20 protein-coding genes and 1 pseudogene are annotated in these 19,989 nt (G+C 38.5%); 11 read left to right on the top strand and 10 right to left on the bottom strand.

Going from position 1 to position 19,989, the window contains the following annotated elements:
• The first annotated feature begins 13 nt into the window (after nucleotides 1-13).
• A complete protein-coding gene (locus RFX69_RS09220; RefSeq protein ID WP_000857685.1) occupies nucleotides 14-655 on the top strand; it encodes a fumarylacetoacetate hydrolase family protein in 642 nt (213 codons plus the stop codon).
• A 75-nt stretch (nucleotides 656-730) separates the two neighbouring features.
• On the opposite strand, the gene RFX69_RS09215 is transcribed toward RFX69_RS09220, so the two are convergent.
• Nucleotides 731-1,525, bottom strand: a complete 795-nt coding sequence (locus RFX69_RS09215; protein WP_000747859.1) for an AraC family transcriptional regulator — start codon at nucleotides 1,523-1,525, stop codon at nucleotides 731-733.
• 105 nt (nucleotides 1,526-1,630) lie between these two features.
• Between RFX69_RS09215 and RFX69_RS09210 the strand changes: the two genes are divergently transcribed.
• Nucleotides 1,631-2,545 carry a DMT family transporter gene (locus tag RFX69_RS09210; protein ID WP_284625862.1) on the top strand — a complete coding sequence of 305 codons (915 nt, stop codon included), beginning with the start codon at nucleotides 1,631-1,633 and terminating at the stop codon, nucleotides 2,543-2,545.
• Nucleotides 2,546-2,565: 20 nt separating this feature from the next.
• On the opposite strand, the gene RFX69_RS09205 is transcribed toward RFX69_RS09210, so the two are convergent.
• On the bottom strand, nucleotides 2,566-3,813 hold the full coding sequence (locus RFX69_RS09205) for a YihY family inner membrane protein (protein WP_000893466.1): 1,248 nt from the start codon (nucleotides 3,811-3,813) through the stop codon (nucleotides 2,566-2,568).
• Nucleotides 3,814-4,100: 287 nt separating this feature from the next.
• Between RFX69_RS09205 and wrbA the strand changes: the two genes are divergently transcribed.
• A complete protein-coding gene (gene wrbA / locus RFX69_RS09200) occupies nucleotides 4,101-4,694 on the top strand; it encodes an NAD(P)H:quinone oxidoreductase (RefSeq protein WP_271056423.1) in 594 nt (197 codons plus the stop codon).
• 51 nt (nucleotides 4,695-4,745) lie between these two features.
• On the opposite strand, the gene RFX69_RS09195 is transcribed toward wrbA, so the two are convergent.
• The 3 genes from RFX69_RS09195 to RFX69_RS09185 all read right to left on the bottom strand — a co-directional run bounded on the left by RFX69_RS09195 (nucleotide 4,746) and on the right by RFX69_RS09185 (nucleotide 6,936).
• Nucleotides 4,746-5,321 (bottom strand): xanthine phosphoribosyltransferase, encoded by a 576-nt coding sequence (locus RFX69_RS09195; protein WP_000543071.1) that lies wholly within the window; start codon nucleotides 5,319-5,321, stop codon nucleotides 4,746-4,748.
• Between the two features lie 72 nt (nucleotides 5,322-5,393).
• Nucleotides 5,394-6,107, bottom strand: a complete 714-nt coding sequence (locus tag RFX69_RS09190; protein ID WP_000201548.1) for a DUF3108 domain-containing protein — start codon at nucleotides 6,105-6,107, stop codon at nucleotides 5,394-5,396.
• Nucleotides 6,108-6,264: 157 nt separating this feature from the next.
• Nucleotides 6,265-6,936: a hypothetical protein gene (locus RFX69_RS09185; protein ID WP_001193957.1), complete on the bottom strand. Its 672-nt coding sequence runs from the start codon at nucleotides 6,934-6,936 to the stop codon at nucleotides 6,265-6,267.
• Nucleotides 6,937-7,166: 230 nt separating this feature from the next.
• Here RFX69_RS09185 and RFX69_RS09180 point away from each other — a divergent pair, with 230 nt between their 5' ends.
• Nucleotides 7,167-8,051 carry an energy transducer TonB gene (locus tag RFX69_RS09180; RefSeq protein WP_000914774.1) on the top strand — a complete coding sequence of 295 codons (885 nt, stop codon included), beginning with the start codon at nucleotides 7,167-7,169 and terminating at the stop codon, nucleotides 8,049-8,051.
• Between the two features lie 89 nt (nucleotides 8,052-8,140).
• Here RFX69_RS09180 and ybeY read toward each other — a convergent pair whose 3' ends face one another.
• From ybeY to miaB, 3 genes are read right to left on the bottom strand one after another with little or no spacing between them, the layout of a single operon-like run.
• Entirely contained in the window at nucleotides 8,141-8,617 is a 477-nt protein-coding gene (gene ybeY, locus RFX69_RS09175; RefSeq protein WP_000703571.1) for an rRNA maturation RNase YbeY, read from the bottom strand.
• 9 nt (nucleotides 8,618-8,626) lie between these two features.
• Nucleotides 8,627-9,715, bottom strand: a complete 1,089-nt coding sequence (locus RFX69_RS09170; RefSeq protein WP_000122983.1) for a PhoH family protein — start codon at nucleotides 9,713-9,715, stop codon at nucleotides 8,627-8,629.
• A gap of 37 nt (nucleotides 9,716-9,752) precedes the next feature.
• Entirely contained in the window at nucleotides 9,753-11,204 is a 1,452-nt protein-coding gene (gene miaB / locus RFX69_RS09165) for a tRNA (N6-isopentenyl adenosine(37)-C2)-methylthiotransferase MiaB (protein ID WP_000218141.1), read from the bottom strand.
• A gap of 288 nt (nucleotides 11,205-11,492) precedes the next feature.
• Between miaB and RFX69_RS09160 the strand changes: the two genes are divergently transcribed.
• The 4 genes from RFX69_RS09160 to RFX69_RS09145 all read left to right on the top strand — a co-directional run bounded on the left by RFX69_RS09160 (nucleotide 11,493) and on the right by RFX69_RS09145 (nucleotide 15,763).
• Nucleotides 11,493-13,436, top strand: a complete 1,944-nt coding sequence (locus RFX69_RS09160; protein ID WP_289333074.1) for a lytic transglycosylase domain-containing protein — start codon at nucleotides 11,493-11,495, stop codon at nucleotides 13,434-13,436.
• Nucleotides 13,437-13,493: 57 nt separating this feature from the next.
• Nucleotides 13,494-14,156 carry a hypothetical protein gene (locus RFX69_RS09155; RefSeq protein WP_000877281.1) on the top strand — a complete coding sequence of 221 codons (663 nt, stop codon included), beginning with the start codon at nucleotides 13,494-13,496 and terminating at the stop codon, nucleotides 14,154-14,156.
• A gap of 211 nt (nucleotides 14,157-14,367) precedes the next feature.
• Nucleotides 14,368-15,354, top strand: a complete 987-nt coding sequence (locus RFX69_RS09150; RefSeq protein WP_000813006.1) for a malate dehydrogenase — start codon at nucleotides 14,368-14,370, stop codon at nucleotides 15,352-15,354.
• A 163-nt stretch (nucleotides 15,355-15,517) separates the two neighbouring features.
• Nucleotides 15,518-15,763: a DUF2789 domain-containing protein gene (locus tag RFX69_RS09145; RefSeq protein ID WP_000462898.1), complete on the top strand. Its 246-nt coding sequence runs from the start codon at nucleotides 15,518-15,520 to the stop codon at nucleotides 15,761-15,763.
• A 48-nt stretch (nucleotides 15,764-15,811) separates the two neighbouring features.
• Here the strand turns inward: RFX69_RS09145 and RFX69_RS09140 are convergent, their stop codons facing one another.
• Both RFX69_RS09140 and RFX69_RS09135 read right to left on the bottom strand, forming a co-directional pair.
• Nucleotides 15,812-16,339, bottom strand: a complete 528-nt coding sequence (locus tag RFX69_RS09140) for a hypothetical protein (RefSeq protein ID WP_289333073.1) — start codon at nucleotides 16,337-16,339, stop codon at nucleotides 15,812-15,814.
• 67 nt (nucleotides 16,340-16,406) lie between these two features.
• Nucleotides 16,407-17,012, bottom strand: coding sequence for a 2OG-Fe(II) oxygenase (locus RFX69_RS09135; protein WP_000556106.1), 606 nt, complete (start codon nucleotides 17,010-17,012; stop codon nucleotides 16,407-16,409).
• A 117-nt stretch (nucleotides 17,013-17,129) separates the two neighbouring features.
• Between RFX69_RS09135 and RFX69_RS09130 the strand changes: the two genes are divergently transcribed.
• From RFX69_RS09130 to RFX69_RS09120, 3 genes and pseudogenes are all read left to right on the top strand, one after another.
• The gene (locus tag RFX69_RS09130) at nucleotides 17,130-17,987 is read left to right on the top strand and encodes a 23S rRNA (adenine(2030)-N(6))-methyltransferase RlmJ (protein WP_289333072.1); all 858 of its coding nucleotides are present in this window, start codon (nucleotides 17,130-17,132) and stop codon (nucleotides 17,985-17,987) included.
• A 41-nt stretch (nucleotides 17,988-18,028) separates the two neighbouring features.
• Nucleotides 18,029-18,862, top strand: coding sequence for a CDP-diacylglycerol--serine O-phosphatidyltransferase (pssA, locus tag RFX69_RS09125; RefSeq protein ID WP_000180205.1), 834 nt, complete (start codon nucleotides 18,029-18,031; stop codon nucleotides 18,860-18,862).
• Between the two features lie 18 nt (nucleotides 18,863-18,880).
• A pseudogene (locus tag RFX69_RS09120) lies at nucleotides 18,881-19,989 on the top strand (DUF6670 family protein); the annotation flags it as partial.

Genomic DNA, 19,989 nt, shown 5'->3' with positions numbered 1-19,989 from the left:
TAAAGGAAGCTTCATGAAAACACGTCCTTCAAAAATCGTTTGTGTGGGCAGAAGTTATGCTGATCATGTAAAAGAACTGAACAATGCAATGCCAGGACGTCCGGTGTTATTTATCAAACCACCAAGTAGTTTGATTGGTTTAGATGAAGGTATTTCATGGAATCCTGCGTGGGGTAGTTGTCATTTCGAATGCGAATTTGTTTTACGCATTGATCAGCCACTAAAAGGAGAAACTGATCCGCAAAAAGTATTGCAAGCCATTGGTGCAGTGACTTTAGGATTGGATTTAACATTACGTGACTTGCAAAATGAGTTAAAAGATAAAGGCCAACCTTGGGAAAGAGCAAAGGCTTTTGATGGCTCGTGTGTGCTTGCGGACTGGGTAGATGTGAGTGAAATCACGAACTGGGAAGAGACTAGATTTACTTTCCATATTAATGATGAATTACGTCAAGATGGTAATACTGCTTTGCTCATGTTTAATATTGCTTATCTTTTAGTAGATATTAATCAGGTGTTCTCACTTGAGCCAGGCGATGTCATTATGACGGGTACACCCGCAGGTGTAGGGCCATTAAATGCTGGCGATCAGCTAAAAATGACTTTGAAAGGGGCTACTCAAGATTTTGTTTGGGAAACTTTTGTTAAAGCATAATTTTATTTAAGTTATTAAACTTTAAACCCTATTATTAAACGGATAATAGGGTTTTTTATTATACTCAAAATTAATTTATTGATAGAGCTTTCGGAACTGGTCTGGGGTAAAACCCATCCAACGTTTAAACATATAAATAAATGCCGATGCGCTGGCATAGCCCAAATCAAAAGCGATACTTTCTATGGTTTTTCCTTGATTAAGCATAGTCATTGCTTTCATTACTTTTAATCGTTGCCTCCATTCATGTAAAGACATTCCCAGCTCTTTTTGACTGTAACGTGCCAATGTTCTTTCAGTCATATTTATTCGTTCAGCTAATTCTTGCAAGGTGCTGTTATCGGCAGGGCATTGATGTAAATCATTTAGAATTTTTGCTAAAGCTGGATGATCTGTTGTAGGTAAATAACTACCCACTAATTCAGCCTGCATCAGTTGATCTAATAAAACTTGGAGTAGGCGTATATATTCGACTTGGGTTTCATCGTGTGGGTTTTGCCTCAAGTGATCGAGTAAAGCAGGTACAAGTGGGGACGTTAATAAGATACCAGCTTTCTGCGGTAACTTTTGGCACAGACTTTCATGAACATATAAAGTTGCATGAGTCACTTCGTTGCGGTTAATACCACTGTGTTTGGTATAAGGAGGAAGCCAAATACCATAAGGTGGCGGGGTTAAATAATTAATTTGATCAATATTAACTTCGAGTACACCACTAAACGCATAAATAAACTCACCCCATGCATGCGCATGTTGAGGATAAACTGTTTCTGCGGGTGCATTACGAACACGGAACCAAAGCAAATCAGGAATTGCGTTATGAGCCGGAATTTCCTGAAAATCCTGCACACGTTGAGCTGATTTTTTCATCTTTGAAAATTGCCTGAAATTACTTATGTCTTGTCTGTTTTTCACTATATCATCTAAATAAGACAGTTCTATAGTCAGATTTTTCGCTATAAATAAAGGTGCTAAATGGAAGAGCGCAAAAATCTGGATACCAGAGCTTCGGCTTTAATGGTGCTTTTATGTATGGTCCTAGGGCTGCAACAGGTAGTTCTGAAAATAGCAGCACCAGATATTTCGCCGATTATGCAAATCGCTTTACGTTCCGGCTTATCTGCTATTTTGGTTTTACCTTTATTGTGGCGAGATCATTCGATTCATCTATTTTCTTATAGACAATGCAAAGCTGGCGCTCTTATTGCTTTATTTTTTTCATTAGAATTTTATTTCGTCACCCAAGCCTTAAAGTTTACCTCTACCTCTCATACAGTAGTTTTACTGTATACCGCTCCAATTTTTGTTGCATTAGGGCTTCATTGGAAATTTCCTACTGAACGTCTGAATCGAGCGCAATGGGGTGGCATTGCTCTGGCTTTTATGGGGATCATTCTTACATTTTACCCAACAACCACAGCTACAAATGCGCCAGCTCTAGCACAAGTTTTGTTAGGCGATTTATATGCACTTATGGCTGGGCTTGCATGGGCACTCAGTACAATTATTGTTCGTTTATCTCCTTTAGCTCAAGCACCGGCAACTCAAACATTGTTTTATCAACTGTTTGGTTGTTTTGTTCTACTCTTATTAATTGCTTTTTTAACAAATCAAACAACAATTCATTTCACCACTTTAACGATCTTAAGCTTAAGCTTTCAAACTTTAATCGTATCTTTTGCAAGTTTACTATTATGGTTTTGGTTATTAAGGAATTATCTTGCATCACAATTAGGGATATTTTCTTTTTTAACCCCGTTATTTGGTGTGTTATTTAGTATTTTATTATTAGAGGAAAAACTAGAAATTAAATTTATTTTTGGAAGTATTTTAGTGTTGTCAGGAATTGTCATCATGAGCCTAAAGCAGGGCAAAGCTAACAGCAGCTAAGCCCTGACTTTAGTTGAGTATTATTTCTCTTCAAAAATTGTTGAAAGTGGAATAGAGAGCTTTGCAGCTAAATAATCATTAGACTCTACTAAAGCTGGGCCAATTTTTTCCATCCATTCGTCATCATCATGCACATTTGATACATCCTGACGTAAAGGTAATGGATAAGGCAGTGCAGTGAAGAAGCTCCAAAAGTCGACTTGAGATAAATTGCGGACCAAAACATATTCATCTTTATCGGTACGTTTAACCAGATTTTGCTCTTCTAGTAAGAGAACATAAGCAGGCCAACGGCCAACTTCACCACGACCTAAAATTTCTAATGCTTCTTTATCACTTACGCTTTCACCAAGTTTTTGCTTTTTATAGAACAATTCCAAGATATCGAGCAGCATTAAAACCGGATGTCTTTTTTGCTCTTTGCCTGAATGAAAAGCGGTAAGAGCAAAACTCACCTCGACACCAAGCAATACAATATTCCAAGATAAGAAGACCCATAATAGGAAAATAGGTACTGCTGCAAACGCACCATATATGATTTCATAACTGGTGAAATTTGACATAACAAAGCTAAATAAATTTTTGAGTGTCTCAAATAATGCAGCACTTAAGCATGCAGCAATTGCTGCTGCATATAGGGGAACTGTGCGGTTGGGAATAGTCCAATATAAAATAAAAAAACCTAAAATTGTGAGAACAAAAGAAATAAGCCAGAGTAAAAATGCGCCATCAAGTTGATAACCTGTGAAGTTATTGCTCAATAAATTCATGGAAGCAACAGTTGATGAAATAACAAATGCACTGCCTAAAATAATTGGACCAAGCGAAATAATGGTCCAGTAACGCATAAAGCCTACAATACCGCTACGGGTTTCTTTTACTCGCCATATTCGGTTAAAAACGGTTTCAATTGAAGTAAGCATTAAAACTGTTGTGACAAAGAGGAATAGCACACCAATTACAGTTAAATTACTGGACTTTTCGGTAAAAGCATTAAGAGCTTTATCAAAAGCAATCGTACTTTTAGGTAAAAAATTACTGTAGATTAAGTGCTGTAACTGTTGTCTGGCAGGTTCCAATGCCTTAATTGAAGAAATAATAACTAAAAATACCGTTAACATAGGTACAACGGCAAAAAGAGTCGTATAGGTGAGGGAGCCGGCTTGTTCACGGCAACGATCCGCTTCAAAACGCTTAATTACGAATAAAATAAATTGAAACCAGGTCTTGTTATAAAAAGGAAGCTTCTTCAAAAAACGTTCTAACATGCGTCATCTATCCCGATTTTTTTAATCATGATGTGGGTGATTGATATTCACCAGTGTATTCGGTTGAGAACACTATCGTTGATGTGGGTAAACTTTAACCTAAAGAATAAAAAAGTATTCTGAAAGTTCTGTATGTATCATCGTAACAAAAGGTAGTAAAAAGCTTTTACCGATATTTGTTACTGTGCCCTTAAAAATCAATCACCTCTAGAATTTCATAAAATTGGCTACGCCAAAAAAACAAAAAATACCGTATAGTGTTCTTTTTAACAAAATTCGTGAAACCGATGCAACCTTACATTCTTGTGCTTTATTACAGTAAATATGGTTCAACTAAAGAAATGGCGCACCTTATTGCGAATGGTGTTGAATCGGCAGGTATGAATGTAAAAATTCGCACAGTACCTAATATTGCAACAGTGATAACAGAAGCTGAGCCAAGCATTCCTGAAGAAGGTGATATTTATTGTACTTTAGAGGAACTGGCCAATTGTGCAGGCTTAGCGCTAGGGTCTCCAACTCGCTTTGGTAATATGGCAAGCGAAATGAAATATTTTTGGGATCAGACTACAAGCCTTTGGTTAAATGGTGCTTTACATAATAAGCCAGCATGCATTTTTACTTCTTCTGGTTCAATGCATGGTGGGCAAGAAAGTACGTTATTAACGATGTTACCTCCATTATTTCATCACGGTATGATGATTTTAGGATTACCAAACTCTATTCCAGCTTTGTCGAATACTAAAACAGGTGGGACTCCCTATGGCGCAAGCCACGTGAGTGGTCCAAGACATGACCAAAGTTTAAGCCAAGATGAAAAAATTTTATGTGAAGCACAAGGGAAGCGCTTAGGCGAAATCGTAAAAAAACTTCATTCTTAAATTTATGGCAATAAAAAAGAGCGGGTTTCCGCTCTTTTTTTTTAAACTATTTTATTCTTTTACAAAAGTTACTGTGCCATCAGCAAGTGATTGAACGCGCGCTAGTGACTCAACGCGGTAACCTTTTTCAAGTAATAAATCACGGCCTGGTTGGAATGATTTTTCAATCACAATACCCACACCTACAACTTCTGCATTTGCTTGATGAATTAAGTCAATCAAACCAAGCGCAGCTTGACCATTTGCTAAGAAGTCATCAATTACTAAGGCTTTGTCGCTTGAGTTGATGTGCTTATTTGAAATGGCAATGGTACTTTCTGTCTGTTTAGTGAAACTAAACACTTTAGCGCGGTATAAATCGTCTTTTAAAGTAAGCGATTGATATTTGCGAGCAAAAATCACAGGTACACCAAGTTCTAAACCTGCCATGATTGCTGGCGCAATACCTGAAGCTTCAATGGTAATAATCTTGGTAATCCCTGCATCTTTAAAGCGAGCGGCAAATTCTTTACCAATCTGCTGCATGAGTACAGGGTCAATTTGGTGATTTAAGAAAGCGTCGACTTTCAACACTTGATCAGATAGAACGATACCTTCTGTTAAGATTTTCTGTTCTAGTGCGTGCACGGGAGAATCCTCTAGACGGATGCTTTTTAAAGCAAATGCGTATTTTAAAAAGCATCCGAAAAAATGCAAGCTTTAATTCGTTTTACCTGTATAACTTGTTAATAACAAACCATAAGATGTTTTGCCATCAATATGACTTACCTTGACTGGAAGGTAGTCTAATTTCGGTGCTAGCCAGAAAATTGTGCTGCGCTCAGGTTTCTTATGTTGTAAAACAACTTTTACGGTATCGAATGTGCCATAAGAGGTTTTAATTTTCTCGTTGCCTTGTTTAACAAAACGACGATTTTCAACTTCTTTTGCATCGGCTAGTGGGTAAGACGATTTAAGTGAACCATTTTTTAAATCTTCACGAATCTGTAATTCTGCATTTAGCTCATCAAGTACACCTGCCTGCCAAGCGAATGAGCGCGCTTTATCGTCTTTTTTCGTGCTAATAGTCTTATTCCCAGGATTAAAATTAATACTCATTGTGTTGTTATGAATCAAAATTTTACTGGTACGACTAAAGCTTTGTGAACCAATTTTACCGTTTGCAAAACTAAATTTACTTGTTTCACTTGCAGAAGCGATTCCACCTGCTTTTGCTGTGAATTGATAAGTCCAATTATTGCCTTGTTGACTCAATGCACGTGTCGCTGAACCCATACCTTTATTATTGTAGGTAAACTGATAATTTGCCTGAAATGGGCTCATGGCAAGTGCATGGCTAGAGAAACTTGCAATAAGCAAAGTTGTCGAAATACCAGTTGCGATGCTGAATGATTTCAGAAATTTTGTTGCCATAAGTAAATATCCTTGTACAGACTGATAGGTCAGTGCTGATGCATCTATGACTTTTGCATATTATGCCTGTTGATCATGGAGAAAAAATCAGGATTTATGCTAAATATGTAATCTCTTTGTGTTTTTTAACAGTGAATTTCTTTAGTTCATACCGTTGTTATACATCTTTTTGCTGTATTGGCGTAATTTCAGTGTCTTCAAGTTCATCCTCAGAGTCATCATCTTGATCACGGAAAAGTAAAGCAGCCAGATTAACATTACCAAAAACAACTAATTCTGCTTCACGTACTCGTGCATAGTTGATATGAACCTTGCCTAAAGTTTCAATAATACTGGCCTTTTTAGCAAACCAACGGTTAAGGTCTAAGAAGATCAGGTCATCTTTTTCTTGGGCTACATCAAATCGCTCTAGAATCATGCCTAATGGATCTTTTTTTAGAATTTTGTGATAGTAAAAAATAGCCGCTTTTACAGCAATTTTTTGCCAGAAATTTTTATATTTAGCTTCTACAATTTGCGTGTTACTAATTTGCTCAAAAACAATAAGTTGTTGTTCTTTATTAAATTCCATCTGGATAAGTTTTAAGTCGACCGACAAAGTGGTCTCTAAACCTTTAACATGCATTGTGGCATAGAGTCTTAACCAGTCATGATAAAGATCTGCATGTAGATCATCTAAAAACTCGACATTATTAGTCACGTAGCGTTCTAAGGTCGCATTTAGAAAAGTTTGCGATAATGTAAAATCTCTTTCTTCCTCAATGAAGGCTTCAGCTTTTCGGTAGACTTTATGAAGACGTTTGACTAATGAGGAAAATAGCGTTTGCATAAAAGAACTTCCAGAAGATGATTTACTAAAGAATCAACACAATCTTTATTATGATAAAAAACAGGTTTTGATATTGCAGTGTAACAAATTTAATTGATACATTTTGACAAAATGAAAATGGATAAATATCAATATTTGAAGTGAATCACACTTTTATCCATATTTGAATATCAGTTTATGTTTTATTCGGTAATACCGTGGGGAAAAGGCATCTATATGCTTTTAAGATTATGTTGAAAAAAAGAAGTCTATCCATAGAGCCTTTTTATTATTGGTGGCAAGACCGAGTCTTTATCGCTGCAATAATATTAGCAATCTTACTGCATATTTTTGTGTTGCTCATCCATTTTGCGATGCCTGCGCCGTCAGAACAATCGACTAAAGAAATTGCAATATCGATTCGTCCTACTGAAGATGTAATCAAGCATGCAGACTTTTTAGCTCAAGCCGATCAACAAGGTTCAGGGGCTTTTCGGGAAGCTCATCGGATGTCGAGTAACTCTCCAGCGCCTATGCCAAGTGATGCTTCAACAGGAGAAGCTCAGCTAGAAACTTTAGAAAAAGTGCAGCAACAAAGAGAACTTAAATTTGAAGAAAAAGTACTCATGACTGTATTGAGTTGGCAGAAACAAGCAGAGGAGAGCCAAAGAAAAAAAGCACTTGAACAATTACAAAGTCAGTTTCAGGCAAAAGCTGCCATGGTAGCGAGCCTTGAAGCTCAGTATTTACAACGTCAGCAAGATTTTAGTCGCCAACAAAAAATAAAAACAGTAGATGGTATTCAAGCCAAAAAAGATGCGTCGGCAGCTTATCTAGATAAATTTCGTGAAAAAGTAGAGCTTTATGGCAACCGTTATTATCCAGAAGAAGCGAAACAGCAACAGTTAAAAGGTGAAGTTCGCCTTATGGTAATTTTGAATGCTCAAGGGGGAATTCGTGCAATTCGTTTGCTTGAAAGCTCAGGCCATCCAGTTCTAGATGAAGCAGCAAAGGCATCGGTACGGCGTGGAGCGCCGTTTGGCCGTTTTGATGCAAATATGAAAGATATTTCGGAACTTCGTATTATTCGTACATGGCGTTTTGATCCAGCTGAAGCTGAATTTGAAGTTCATTAATGAAAAAATGTGGATAACTTTTAGGATATCCACATTTTTAAAATGTATTAAGAAGCTGACTGCGTTCTTAATCGTATGAGGGAATTTGATTATTCCTGATATGGGTTGGCAATATTGAGTTTAGCTAAGATTTCGATCTCTAAACCTTCCATTTCTTCAGCATCCTCATCACTTGTTTCATGGTCATAACCAAGTAAATGTAGAACCCCATGAACTAAAAGATGCGCAAAATGATTTTGTGCGGTTTTCTTTTGTTCCAAAGCCTCTTGTAATACCACTGGAATACAAATTACTAAATCACCCAACGGTAATGCGTCGAGCATTGGTAAAACTTCTTCAGGAATATCACTTGGAAAAGACAGAACGTTAGTTGGTTTATCTTTCTCTCGATATTGCAAGTTAAGTTGATGGCTTTCTTCCAAATCAACACATGCGATACCAATTTCGCAATCTTCTTTATAGCCAACGTGGCGTAAAGTTGTCTCAATAATTTTTTTGAGTTGAGCCCGTTTGAGCTCTAACTCAGGAGATTGAAAGTCTTGTTGTAAACTTAAACTGATTTTCAAAATGAATCCTTAAGCATCCTGATGTTGCAAGTCTGCTGCTGTATCGTTTTCAGCAATTAATGCTTCTTGGCGTGCTTTACGTTCGGCACGTGCTTCAGCATTAAGACGCTGTTGTTCACCATCCCAACCCTCATAAGCTTCAACAATTTTTTGAACAAGTTGATGGCGTACTACATCGCGGGAATGGAAACGGGTAATATGAATTTCTTTAATGTTCTCAAGTACGCGAAGGGCGTGAGCCAAACCAGATTGTTGGCCTCGAGGTAAATCTACTTGGGTAATGTCACCTGTAATTACTGCACGAGAGCCAAAACCTAAACGGGTCAAGAACATTTTCATTTGTTCTGGTGTAGTGTTTTGAGCTTCATCCAAAATCACAAATGAATGGTTAAGAGTACGACCACGCATATAAGCAAGTGGTGCAACTTCAATCACTTGACGTTCGATTAACTTGGCGACTTTTTCGAAGCCCAGCATTTCGTAGAGGGCATCGTAAAGAGGACGTAGATATGGGTCGATTTTCTGGGTTAAATCACCAGGTAAGAAACCGAGCTTTTCTCCTGCCTCTACCGCAGGGCGGACAAGTAAAATGCGCTGGATTTCATTACGTTCTAACATGTCCACTGCGGCAGCAACTGCTAAATAAGTTTTACCTGTACCAGCAGGGCCTACACCAAAAGAAATATCGCTTTGTAAAATACGTTGTACATAGCGTTTTTGATTGGCACCACGTGGATTAATGCGACCTTTTCGAGTCTGGAAATAGACATCCATGGGCGCATCATGCTCATCCATTTCTTCGCCAACTAGTTCAAAGTTTCGTTCAGTTTGCGAAGATTGAATCAAGAGGTGTAACAGGTCAGCACTGATTTGTTGGGACGCCTCTGTTTCTTCGTAGAGTCGTTGCAATAACGCTTCGGCTCTCCCAACAGCATCTATCTCACCATCTATGTAAAAAACATCTCCACGATGAGTAATTTTGACATCTAAACGCTGTTCAATTTGCTTAAGGTGCCCATTATAGGCACCCAAGATGCTCTTTAAACGTTCCATTGAAATTTCAGGAAATGTTACGGTACGTCGAATCGCTGCAGTCAAGAGAAAACCTTTCAGTAGACTTTAGAATACCTCTACATTACGCCACGTCAGGCTCAAGATTCAAGAGTTCACCGTAAACTAAATTTAAAGTTTTAATTTCAGTAATCTCAATCTCTGCAAAACGACCAACCCACGATGCATCGCCTACAAAAGTCACTAAACGTGTATTGTCTGCTGTACCTACTAAAATATTAGGGTCTTGATCAGATACTTTTTCAATAAGTACACGTTCAATTTTGCCAAGCATTGCGTCAGTTTTTTCAATACTAGATTGCTTAATGACTTGTTGAACTTGTGCTAAACGTTCTTTTTTAACGTGTTCAGGGGTTGTATCTGGTAAGTCAGAGGCTGGTGTACCTGGGCGTTTTGAGTAAACAAAGCTATAAGAATGATCAAAGTCTAAGTCTTTGATAAATTGCAATGTCTCTGCAAAATTTTCATCCGTTTCACCAGGGAAACCAATGATAAAATCGCTCGATAAATGCATATCAGGGCGTATTTTGCGTAACTTGGCAATCTTATCGATGTATACATCAATCGTGTGATTTCGCTTCATTGCTTTGAGTACATCGTTAGATCCACTTTGTACTGGCAAATGTAAGTGTGAAACCATTTGAGGTAAATCTTCATAACACTGAATAAGTTCATCAGAGAACTCAAGTGGATGTGAAGTTGTATAACGTAAACGGCCAATACCTGGAATTTCTGCAACGAGTCGTAACAATTCAGGGAAGGTACAAATGCCACCTTCGAATGTTTCGCCACGATATCCGTTCACATTTTGACCAAGCAAGCTGATTTCACGGACACCTTTTTCAGCAAGGCCTGCGATTTCTGCAAGAACATCATCAAGTGGACGTGAAACTTCTTCACCACGAGTGTATGGAACAACACAGAAAGAGCAGTATTTAGAGCAACCTTCCATAATAGAAACGAATGCTTTAAAACCTTCTACGCGTGGTTCAGGTAAGAAGTCGAATTTTTCAATATCAGGGAATGAAATATCAACGAGCTTAATTTTTTCTTTTTTCGGCTTTTCCACTTGTGCGTGATGTTGATCAAGCATTTGCGGTAAACGGTGTAAGGTTTGTGGACCAAAAATCATGTCGACATAAGGTGCACGTTTTTGAATATTGTCACCTTCTTGAGAAGCAACACATCCACCCACGCCAATAACAAGATCAGGATTTTGTTCTTTTAATTTGCGCCAACGACCTAATTCACTAAATACTTTCTCTTGTGCTTTTTCACGAATAGAGCAAGTATTCATGAGCAGAATGTCTGCTTCATTAGGGTTATTCGTTAACACATAACCATGAGAATCCCCCAAAAGGTCTGCCATACGGTGACTGTCATACTCATTCATCTGACACCCTTGAGTTTCAATATATAGTTTCTTTATTGAAACATCAGTGGTGTGCGTTGGCTGGGTAACAGTGTTTTCTGAGGCAGCTTTGGCACCATTGGGAATGAAGGTTTGAACCGTCATGCAGGCTCCTAACAGATCGATCTAGTTAAATAATAAAATGACCCAAAACGGGTCAAACCAATCATTATAGCAGTATTTTGAGCAGAACAGATAACAATAAACTCCCATAAGCTACACATGATTTATGGAGACAAATGACATGAATTTTAATGATGTTGAATCAGATAGTTACATAACACAACAAAAGAAAGCATGAAGAATAATTAAACTATGCCTAAAGGTGGATAGTCAGGATTTAACGCATTTATGAGACCAGGTAAAAAGAGCTCATCAAACAAGAGTCGTGTGATGAAAAATAAATATGCACATCGTAGCTGGTTAGGAGCTGTGTGTTTACTTGGTTGTTCATTATCTTATGCCGCAGAAGAACAATTTAACGATGCACTAAATGCCGCCAATAGTGGTAATACTGCATTGTTAGATCAATATCAGCTTGCAATGCAAAATGATGTGTTGGGCTACTATCCTGAATATTGGAAATTAAACACGAATTTAGGCTTTCAATCTCCGACATCAATTGTAAGCTTCGCACAGCGCTATCCACAGTCTGCTATGGCAGAAAAGCTGGCCGCGGATTATGTCGAAGAAAAAGTTAAACAAGCTGACTTTGCATCTGCACAACCAATCTTGCCTTATGTTTCGAATCCTGACCAAGCCGAAAATTGTGCTTTAGCGCAGGTGAGAGCTAAAAGTGGTGATGCCTTAGTTTTTGCTGAATATAAAGATGTATGGTTAGCCACTGAATCGCAACCAGAATCATGTATTGGACTTGGCCGTATGATGCTGTCTAGTCCATTAATGAGTACACAAGACAAGCAGCAGCGCCTGTGGGTACAGTTACGTGCAGGTTTATCTGGACAGGCGCTTGCTACAGCACAGACTTTGGGTTTGAATTTGTCTTTGGCTCAGCTCAATCAGATTCAGGCGAATCCACTGAATTACTTGTGGTCAGCACCAAAAACCAATGACGTAGATTACGCCTATTTAATTTTTGCACTAGGCCGTTTAGCAAATAATGATTTAGGAAATGCTTTTGCAAATGTACAGCGAGTAGCGCAAGGCACTCCAGAGAGCGTGCAAAAGTATCTCTATCGAACCGTAGCCTATATTGGTGGAACTACGGTAATGAAAAACAACTTTAACCGTGAAGTCCTTCAATATTTTGACGCAAGTTATGGCTATCCGTTAAGTCCTGAAGAAGCTGAAATTTATGCACGACAAGCTATTCGTTTTAGTGCATGGGAAAGTTTAATTCGTGCAATTGATAGTATGTCAGTTTCACAAAAACAAGAAGATCGCTGGCAATATTGGTTAGCGCGTGCGACAGAGCAACGTGGCGATAGTAATTCTAAAAACACGGCACAACGTATTTATAAAAAATTAGCTGAAAGTGGGGATGATTATCACAACCTTCTTGCAAAAGACCGTTTAGGCGTACGATATAATCATCAGCCGTATAATGATGAGCCAATTGCAAGTGATTTACGCCGTCTAGATCAAAATATTCACTTTAATCGTGCATTTACTTTAAGACGGATTAATGCCAACCCAACCTATACTAACCGAGAGTGGAACTGGGCTGTTCGTCAAGCATATCTTCAGCATGATGATGGATTACTATTAGCGGCGGCAAAACGTGCTCATGATATGGGATGGTATGACCGCGCGATTTATGCGGCAGATCGTACAACGAATAAACATAATGATACGTATCGTTATGTGACCCCGCATAAGACCAATGTCGTAAGCCATAGTTACAATGCTGGAATTGATCCTGCTTGGGCTTATGGTTTAATGCGTCAAGAAAGCCGATTTGTTACCTCGGCACGCTCTCATGTAGGTGCTGGTGGACTTATGCAAATTATGCCGGATACGGCAAAGTTGATTGCTCGCCAGATGGGAGAAACATATAATCCGGCAGCGTTAAGTGAAATGAACACCAATATTCGTTATGGGACATTTTATTTATCGATGATTCAAGGGCAATTAAGTAATAACCCTGTTTTAGCAACGGCAGGTTATAATGCTGGGCCGAATCGGGCAAGACGTTGGCAACCTGATTACCAACCGATTGAGGCTGATCAATATACAGAAACCATTCCATTGCTTGAGACCAGAGATTATGTCAAGCATGTCATGACGAATGCGACGCATTATGGAGTGATATTAGGTCAAGGTGCTCAATCATTAATACAACGTATGAAAGTCATTCCAACGCGATCATCACCTTAGTTTTAGATGATGAATGATGGAACATTCTTTTAATTGGCATAACCAAGTTTTAATTAAATGAAATATAGAGACCTAGGACTTCAATCAATATCGCAACTTGCATGGTGGATCATCTGTGCAAGCGTTGGTTTGTTGAGTTCTGTTTTACATGCGGAACCTGTTAACGTGCAAGGTTATGTTATGCATGTACAGATGACGCCTGCTGTTTGTGCGCTAGATCCTTCTAAACAAAAGCAGCGTAAATGTCTTGAAGGATATTCGCTTACGATTACTGGTTTAATGCCTGAAACCACTAGAACTGACTGTTCAACACAAAGCTCAGCTACACTGTCACCACTGCAAGCTAAGGTGGTCGCTCGGGTGATGCCAGACAATAATGCTCGTGTGCAACTCTGGAGAAGTGTGGGTGGCTGTGTGCCTATGAATGCAAGTCAATATTTCCGTACGATTATTAACTTTGCTGAACGTTTAAAAATACCTGCTAATCTAACCAGCTCTACTAATGTGGAAATGCAACAATCTACATTACGTCAACAATTTACCAAGCTTAATCCGAGCTTACCTCAAAATGGTATTCGCTTCACTTGTCAGCTATCACGCTCTGATGTCGTACTAACAGAAGTTAAAGTTTGTTACACGGTAAATGGTCAATATAAGCAATGCTCAAATCACGTTGTCTCTAATTGCCCAAGCGAAATTACCATTAAAGGCAGTTATTAAGAGCAATAACCATTTCATAAAAAAATGCTGACCATACATTGAATCTATTTGTAAAGGTTAATTTGTATTTTCTATCAGACTTTTGGTGAAAATGAGTCGCTTTTACATGCATCTGCCACTTCTTTAGAGTACAATCTTTGCCGTTTATGATGATTTGGTTAAGTAGAATCGCTACTTAACCCGATTAAGGACACTCATTGGAGACAATTACATGAAGCAACCCGTTCGTGTTGCCGTGACTGGCGCTGCAGGTCAAATTGGTTACAGCTTATTATTCCGTATCGCAAGCGGTGAAATGCTAGGTAAAGATCAACCTGTTATTTTACAATTGCTTGAAGTTCCAGTTGAAAAAGCACAACAAGCGCTTAAAGGCGTAATGATGGAACTTGATGACTGTGCTTTCCCTTTATTGGCTGGCATGATCGGGACTGATGATCCTAAAGTTGCATTTAAAGATGCTGACTATGCGTTATTGGTAGGTTCTCGTCCACGTGGTCCTGGTATGGAACGTGCTGACTTGTTAAAAGTTAACGGCGAAATCTTCATTGGCCAAGGTCAAGCATTAAACGAAGTTGCTAGCCGTGACGTTAAAGTATTAGTTGTAGGTAACCCTGCAAATACGAATGCTTACATCGCGATGAAATCTGCTCCAGATCTTCCAGCGAAAAACTTCACAGCAATGTTGCGTCTTGACCACAACCGTGCGTTGACTCAAGTTGCTCAAAAAGCTGGTGTTGCTGTAGCTGACATCGAAAAATTAACAGTTTGGGGTAACCACTCTCCAACGATGTATGCTGACTACCGTTTTGCAACTGCAAATGGTGAAAGCTTAAAAGACAAGATCAACGATCCAGCTTGGAACAAAGACGTATTCCTTCCAACTGTTGGTAAACGTGGTGCTGCGATTATCGAAGCACGTGGTTTGTCTTCTGCTGCTTCTGCTGCTAACGCTGCAATCGACCATATGCGTGATTGGGCACTTGGTACAAACGGCAAGTGGGTAACTATGGGTGTTCCTTCTGACGGTTCTTATGGTATTCCAGAAGGCGTTATGTTCGGTTTCCCTGTAACAACTGAAAACGGTGAATACAAAATCGTTCAAGGTTTAGAAATCGATGAATTCAGCCGTGAGCGTATCAACTTCACTCTAAACGAGCTTGAAGAAGAACGTGCAGCAATTGCTGACATGGTAAAATAATTCATCAGTTTGATGAGTTGGAAAGCACTCTCTTGTAGGGTGCTTTTTTTATATGTGAAATTTAATAAGAACACACAAAAAACAACAAGAAAATATAGGCATAGATATGCAACTCACATCTATTGTTGTTAGATTATTGAAAAGAAGCCATGGGAGAATAACAATGTTTGAACAACAACCGACATTACAACTTTTATTTGAGCAATTGGGTTTAGATTCTGATGAAGCAAGTATTGAAAATTTTATCAGAACGCATCAATTGCCGGCTGAACAGAAGTTACATGAGGCCTCTTTCTGGTCCCAAGGCCAAAGTGATTTTTTAAAAAGTCATTGGGAAAAAGATGATGAGTGGATTGTAGTTATTGATGAGCTGAATGAGCAATTACATGAAGATAGTGTAAAAAAATAACAAATGAAAAAGGCCTGTTATAGTTAACAGGCCTTTTTCATTAATAAGTTAGTGAGTTCTTAACTTAATTAAATTTTTATACCATGGTTCATGACGTACCGGATTGAATATATGATGTTCATGAAGCAACTCAAGATCACATTGGGCAGTTGATAAATATTTTGTGAGCCAATGACGAGTTAGTGCAGACTCTTGCTGTGCTGCTGACGCATAAGCCAAGAAGAAATATATATCGCCATGTTGATGATGAGCTAGAGGTTTCAAAATTTGCTGAGCAATCAGCGCAAAGCGTTTTTCCTTATTTAACTCAAAATAAAGCATATAAGCTTTAGCTAAATGCAGCGATAGGTTTAAATACAAACTCATTGGCATTTCTTCATATTCCATACGAGCTTGTTCCAGCAAAACAATGGCTTCTTGCAAGAAGTGAATTTGTTCTTGGCGAACACGGCTTAACGTAACGAGCTGCATACGTAATTCTGCACGCTCCAAAGCAAGCTCGGGCGTATTCTCAGTTAAATAGAGTTGGTCCGTTTCACCAATTCTGGACACAATCGCTTTTGTTTCAATAGACATACGCCTTCGCCTTTTTAATCAATATCTTTTATATCGGGTCCGTTTAAGAAATTTAAAGAGCTTTCTTTTAAACCCAAATTGAGTTTCCGCTACGAAGCCAAGCAGTAATAGAGAGGCGCTGCTGTTTAGAAACTAAAACCTCATGAAGCAAATTGCTCTGGAATATAACTAAGCGATTAGGCTCTGGTGTAATAATGTGCCAAATATTATTTTTATCTTGTAAGCGTAATTGGCCACCCCAGTCATCTTGCCATTGAGGGTGTAAATAATAGACGGTAGACATAATACGATCATTTTTTTGCTGAGGATTATCTCGATGTAATGCGTAGAATTCACCTGGGTTATAACAGGCAAAATGTGCTTCTACTTCTTTAATCCCTAAAAAGAAAGCTTGATTTAGATGTTGGCAAAATGAAGTTAATGTTTCTACATGCTGCTCAGCCACAGGAAGAGATTCGTTAATCCATAAAATATGATCGCTTCGGATCGTACTCACCACACCATTTTGAATACCCGCTTCTCGAAACTCATCAAAGTGATGGCTACACTCTTTGGCAACTTGAGTATGATATTCAGCAGAATAAGCTTGGTTCACAATTGCGAAACCATGAGCATTTAAGTCATCTAAAATCTGGTCCAGATTCCAGCAGTCAGGAAGCGGTTGAGAGTGCATATAACCTCATATCGATCGTAAGAAAATCAAGCAGCCTTATTTTAGATGATCACAACCTTACGAAAGAATATTTTTTTCATGTTAAACTAATCGTTGAATTGAGGAATTAAAGTCAACATGAATTACCGTCACCATTTCCATGCGGGCAACTTTGCAGATGTTATGAAGCATGTGCTTTTGCTACAGCTTCTCAACCGTTTAAATGCTAAAGATAAACCTTATCGTTATATCGATACGCATGGAGGTGCAGGAAAATATGATCTATCTCAGGCACCTGCACAAAAGTCAGGAGAATTCCTAACAGGTATTCATCGTCTTGTACAGCTTTCTGACATGGAAAAGCGCCAAGCTCCTGAAGCCATCCAGCAATACCTAAAACTTGTAGAAGAATTACGAGCTCAAGAAGGTAAGGGAAGTTATCCGGGCTCTCCGTGGTTTGCTTTACAAGGTATGCGTGAAATTGATAAGGCTACAATATTTGAAATGCAGCGTGATGTATTTCAACAATTACGCCATAACATTCATGATAAACGTGCAGGTTTGCATGAGCGTGATGCATATGAAGGCTTGCTTGCCGTAATTCCACCAAAGGAAAAGCGCGGTTTAGTGATGATTGATCCGCCTTACGAATTAGAGCGTAAGGATTTCCCGCAATTGGTTGAACTTTTACAAAGCGCTTATAAAAAATGGCCAACAGGTGTCTTCGCGGTTTGGTATCCAATTAAAGATCGCGCAATGATTGAACGTTTTGAAAAGAAAATGTTTAAAACTGGAATTCGCCGTCAATTAATCTGTGAAATTTGTGTTTGGCCAGATGACACACCTGTAGGTTTGAATGGTTGTGGATTATTAGTAATTAACCCACCTTGGCAGTTCTCCGAACAAGCAGATCAAGCCCTACAATGGTTATTCTCTCACTTACGTATGCAAGAAACAGGTGGTCATGCCGCTGTACGCTGGTTAGTGGGTGAGTAATAATTAATCTAAATCAATGCACATGTTTGGAATAGAAAATAATGACAAATGCGCCTAAACCAGAGCAAGATTTAACACATAATGAACATTCTTTTGATGGGATTACGTTCGAAGTGGTTGAAGAAGAAGATAATCCGGAAGGACAAAAAGTGAAGCGCAGAGGTATTTACCTTTGGCCTAACTTAATCACGACAGCCGCTTTGTTGTCTGGTTTCTATTCCATTATTGCAAGTATGAATGGCGAATTTGCTCAAGCGATTTATGCCATTTTTCTTGCAGCATTATTTGATGGGTTAGATGGACGCGTTGCCAGAGCTATTGGTGCCCAAAGTGCTTTTGGTGAGCAATATGACTCTTTATCAGATTTGTTGGCATTTGGTGTAGCACCAGCAATGCTAATGTATAGCTGGAGTCTACATGACTTAGGCCGTATCGGTTTGGCATGCTGTTTTGTTTATACCGCTTGTGCCGCGTTCCGTTTAGCCCGATTTAATGTTCAGATCGGAGTGGTTGATAAGCGCTATTTTATTGGTATTGCTAGCCCACTCGCCGCGATTATCATTATTTCACTCGTATGGGTAGCTCGTGATTATCCATTCATTTTTGATTTACGCGATATTGCTATTCAAACCATTAACGCGGTCATCATGGTGGTTGTAGGACTACTTATGATTTCTAATATTAAATATTATTCATTTAAGCAAATGGATCGTAAGCGTGTTCCTTTTGTAGTTATGTTGCCAGTAGTACTGATTTTTGCAGCAATCACTTATAATATTCCAATGGGTATTTTGATTGTATCAATCATCTATGCTCTATCAGGTTTTGTTACCACACTTTTAGCTAAAAAAAATAACGAGACCATCAAAACATAAAATTAGATGAGGTTCGGTATGCCTAAGTTGATAAGTGAAAAAAATCAATTACAGCAACTGAGCCTCAACTCAAATGGGGGAGTTGTCTATCAGCCCGCTAGAGGTTTTTTTAAAGTTGTCTATCAAGGTTTAATTCTTCCTAACCTGCCTGCACCACTTCGTTACTTTAATTACATTAGTCTAATCGGTCAGCCTAGAATCCCTCTTTGCTATAATGCAAATGGTATTGTGACTTCTGCAGTTGATACAGCAACCGTACTGGTTAGCAATAGCTTACATAGTGTAGGGCACTTAAAAACTTATTCCATTCGACGCCAATGTCAGCTTAATCCTAGTCGGTATCAATTCGATAAAACTGATCTTATTGAGTGGCAAATCCCAAGAGTTCAGCTTAGACGAATCGATTCTGAAATGAGTTGTGATTTAATCGTCCAAACTCCTTCCGATATTTCGAATTCATCAGCATTGCAGTGGGGAATATCTGACTATTGGTCTATTTTGTGCCACTGTGAAGGTGAGATTTTATATAAAGGACAGAAATATGAGGTCAATGGATTAGGCCGTTTTAAACATGCTCGGGCCTTACATTTACCTTTTTTATCTTTATGTTTTTATACCTGCCAAATTATTAATTTGAATGAAACAACTCAAGTTACACTTTCTCAAATAAGAAATCAGTGGAATATCATTCTATTTTCACGTTTAGATATTCAAGAACTAGGAAAGCAGCCCGTCACGTTTACCGAAGATGTTAATTTCCACATCCACCGGGTTTATCCAAAAGTTGAAACACCGCATGGGCGAGAAATGTATTTACCACGAGAGTTTTCTTGGCAATGTAAAAAAAATGGAAAAGTTATTTTTGAACTCTATGGTGAAAGTCGTGGTGATTACAAATTTGGGTTAGCTGCTGGATACATAGGAAGTTTTCGTTATCAATTAAGTTGGAATGATCAATGTCTTCAAGGAGAAGGTGGATATTGTGAATACATTGATTGTCGGCCTTTAAGAGGGCAAGAAAAGAATCAAAACGAAAAAATGCTCGATAAATTGCTGCTTTTACAGCCGTGTTTATATAAAAAATGAATATTTTTATCATTTTTGGGTAAAAAACGACCGCTTGACAT

This window comes from Acinetobacter sp. 148, from assembly GCF_031196675.1.
GTDB classification, from domain to species: Bacteria; Pseudomonadota; Gammaproteobacteria; order Pseudomonadales; family Moraxellaceae; genus Acinetobacter; species Acinetobacter baumannii.
The sequence above is the reverse complement of the archived record's forward strand: the minus strand, read 5'-3'. Positions and strand labels throughout refer to the sequence as shown.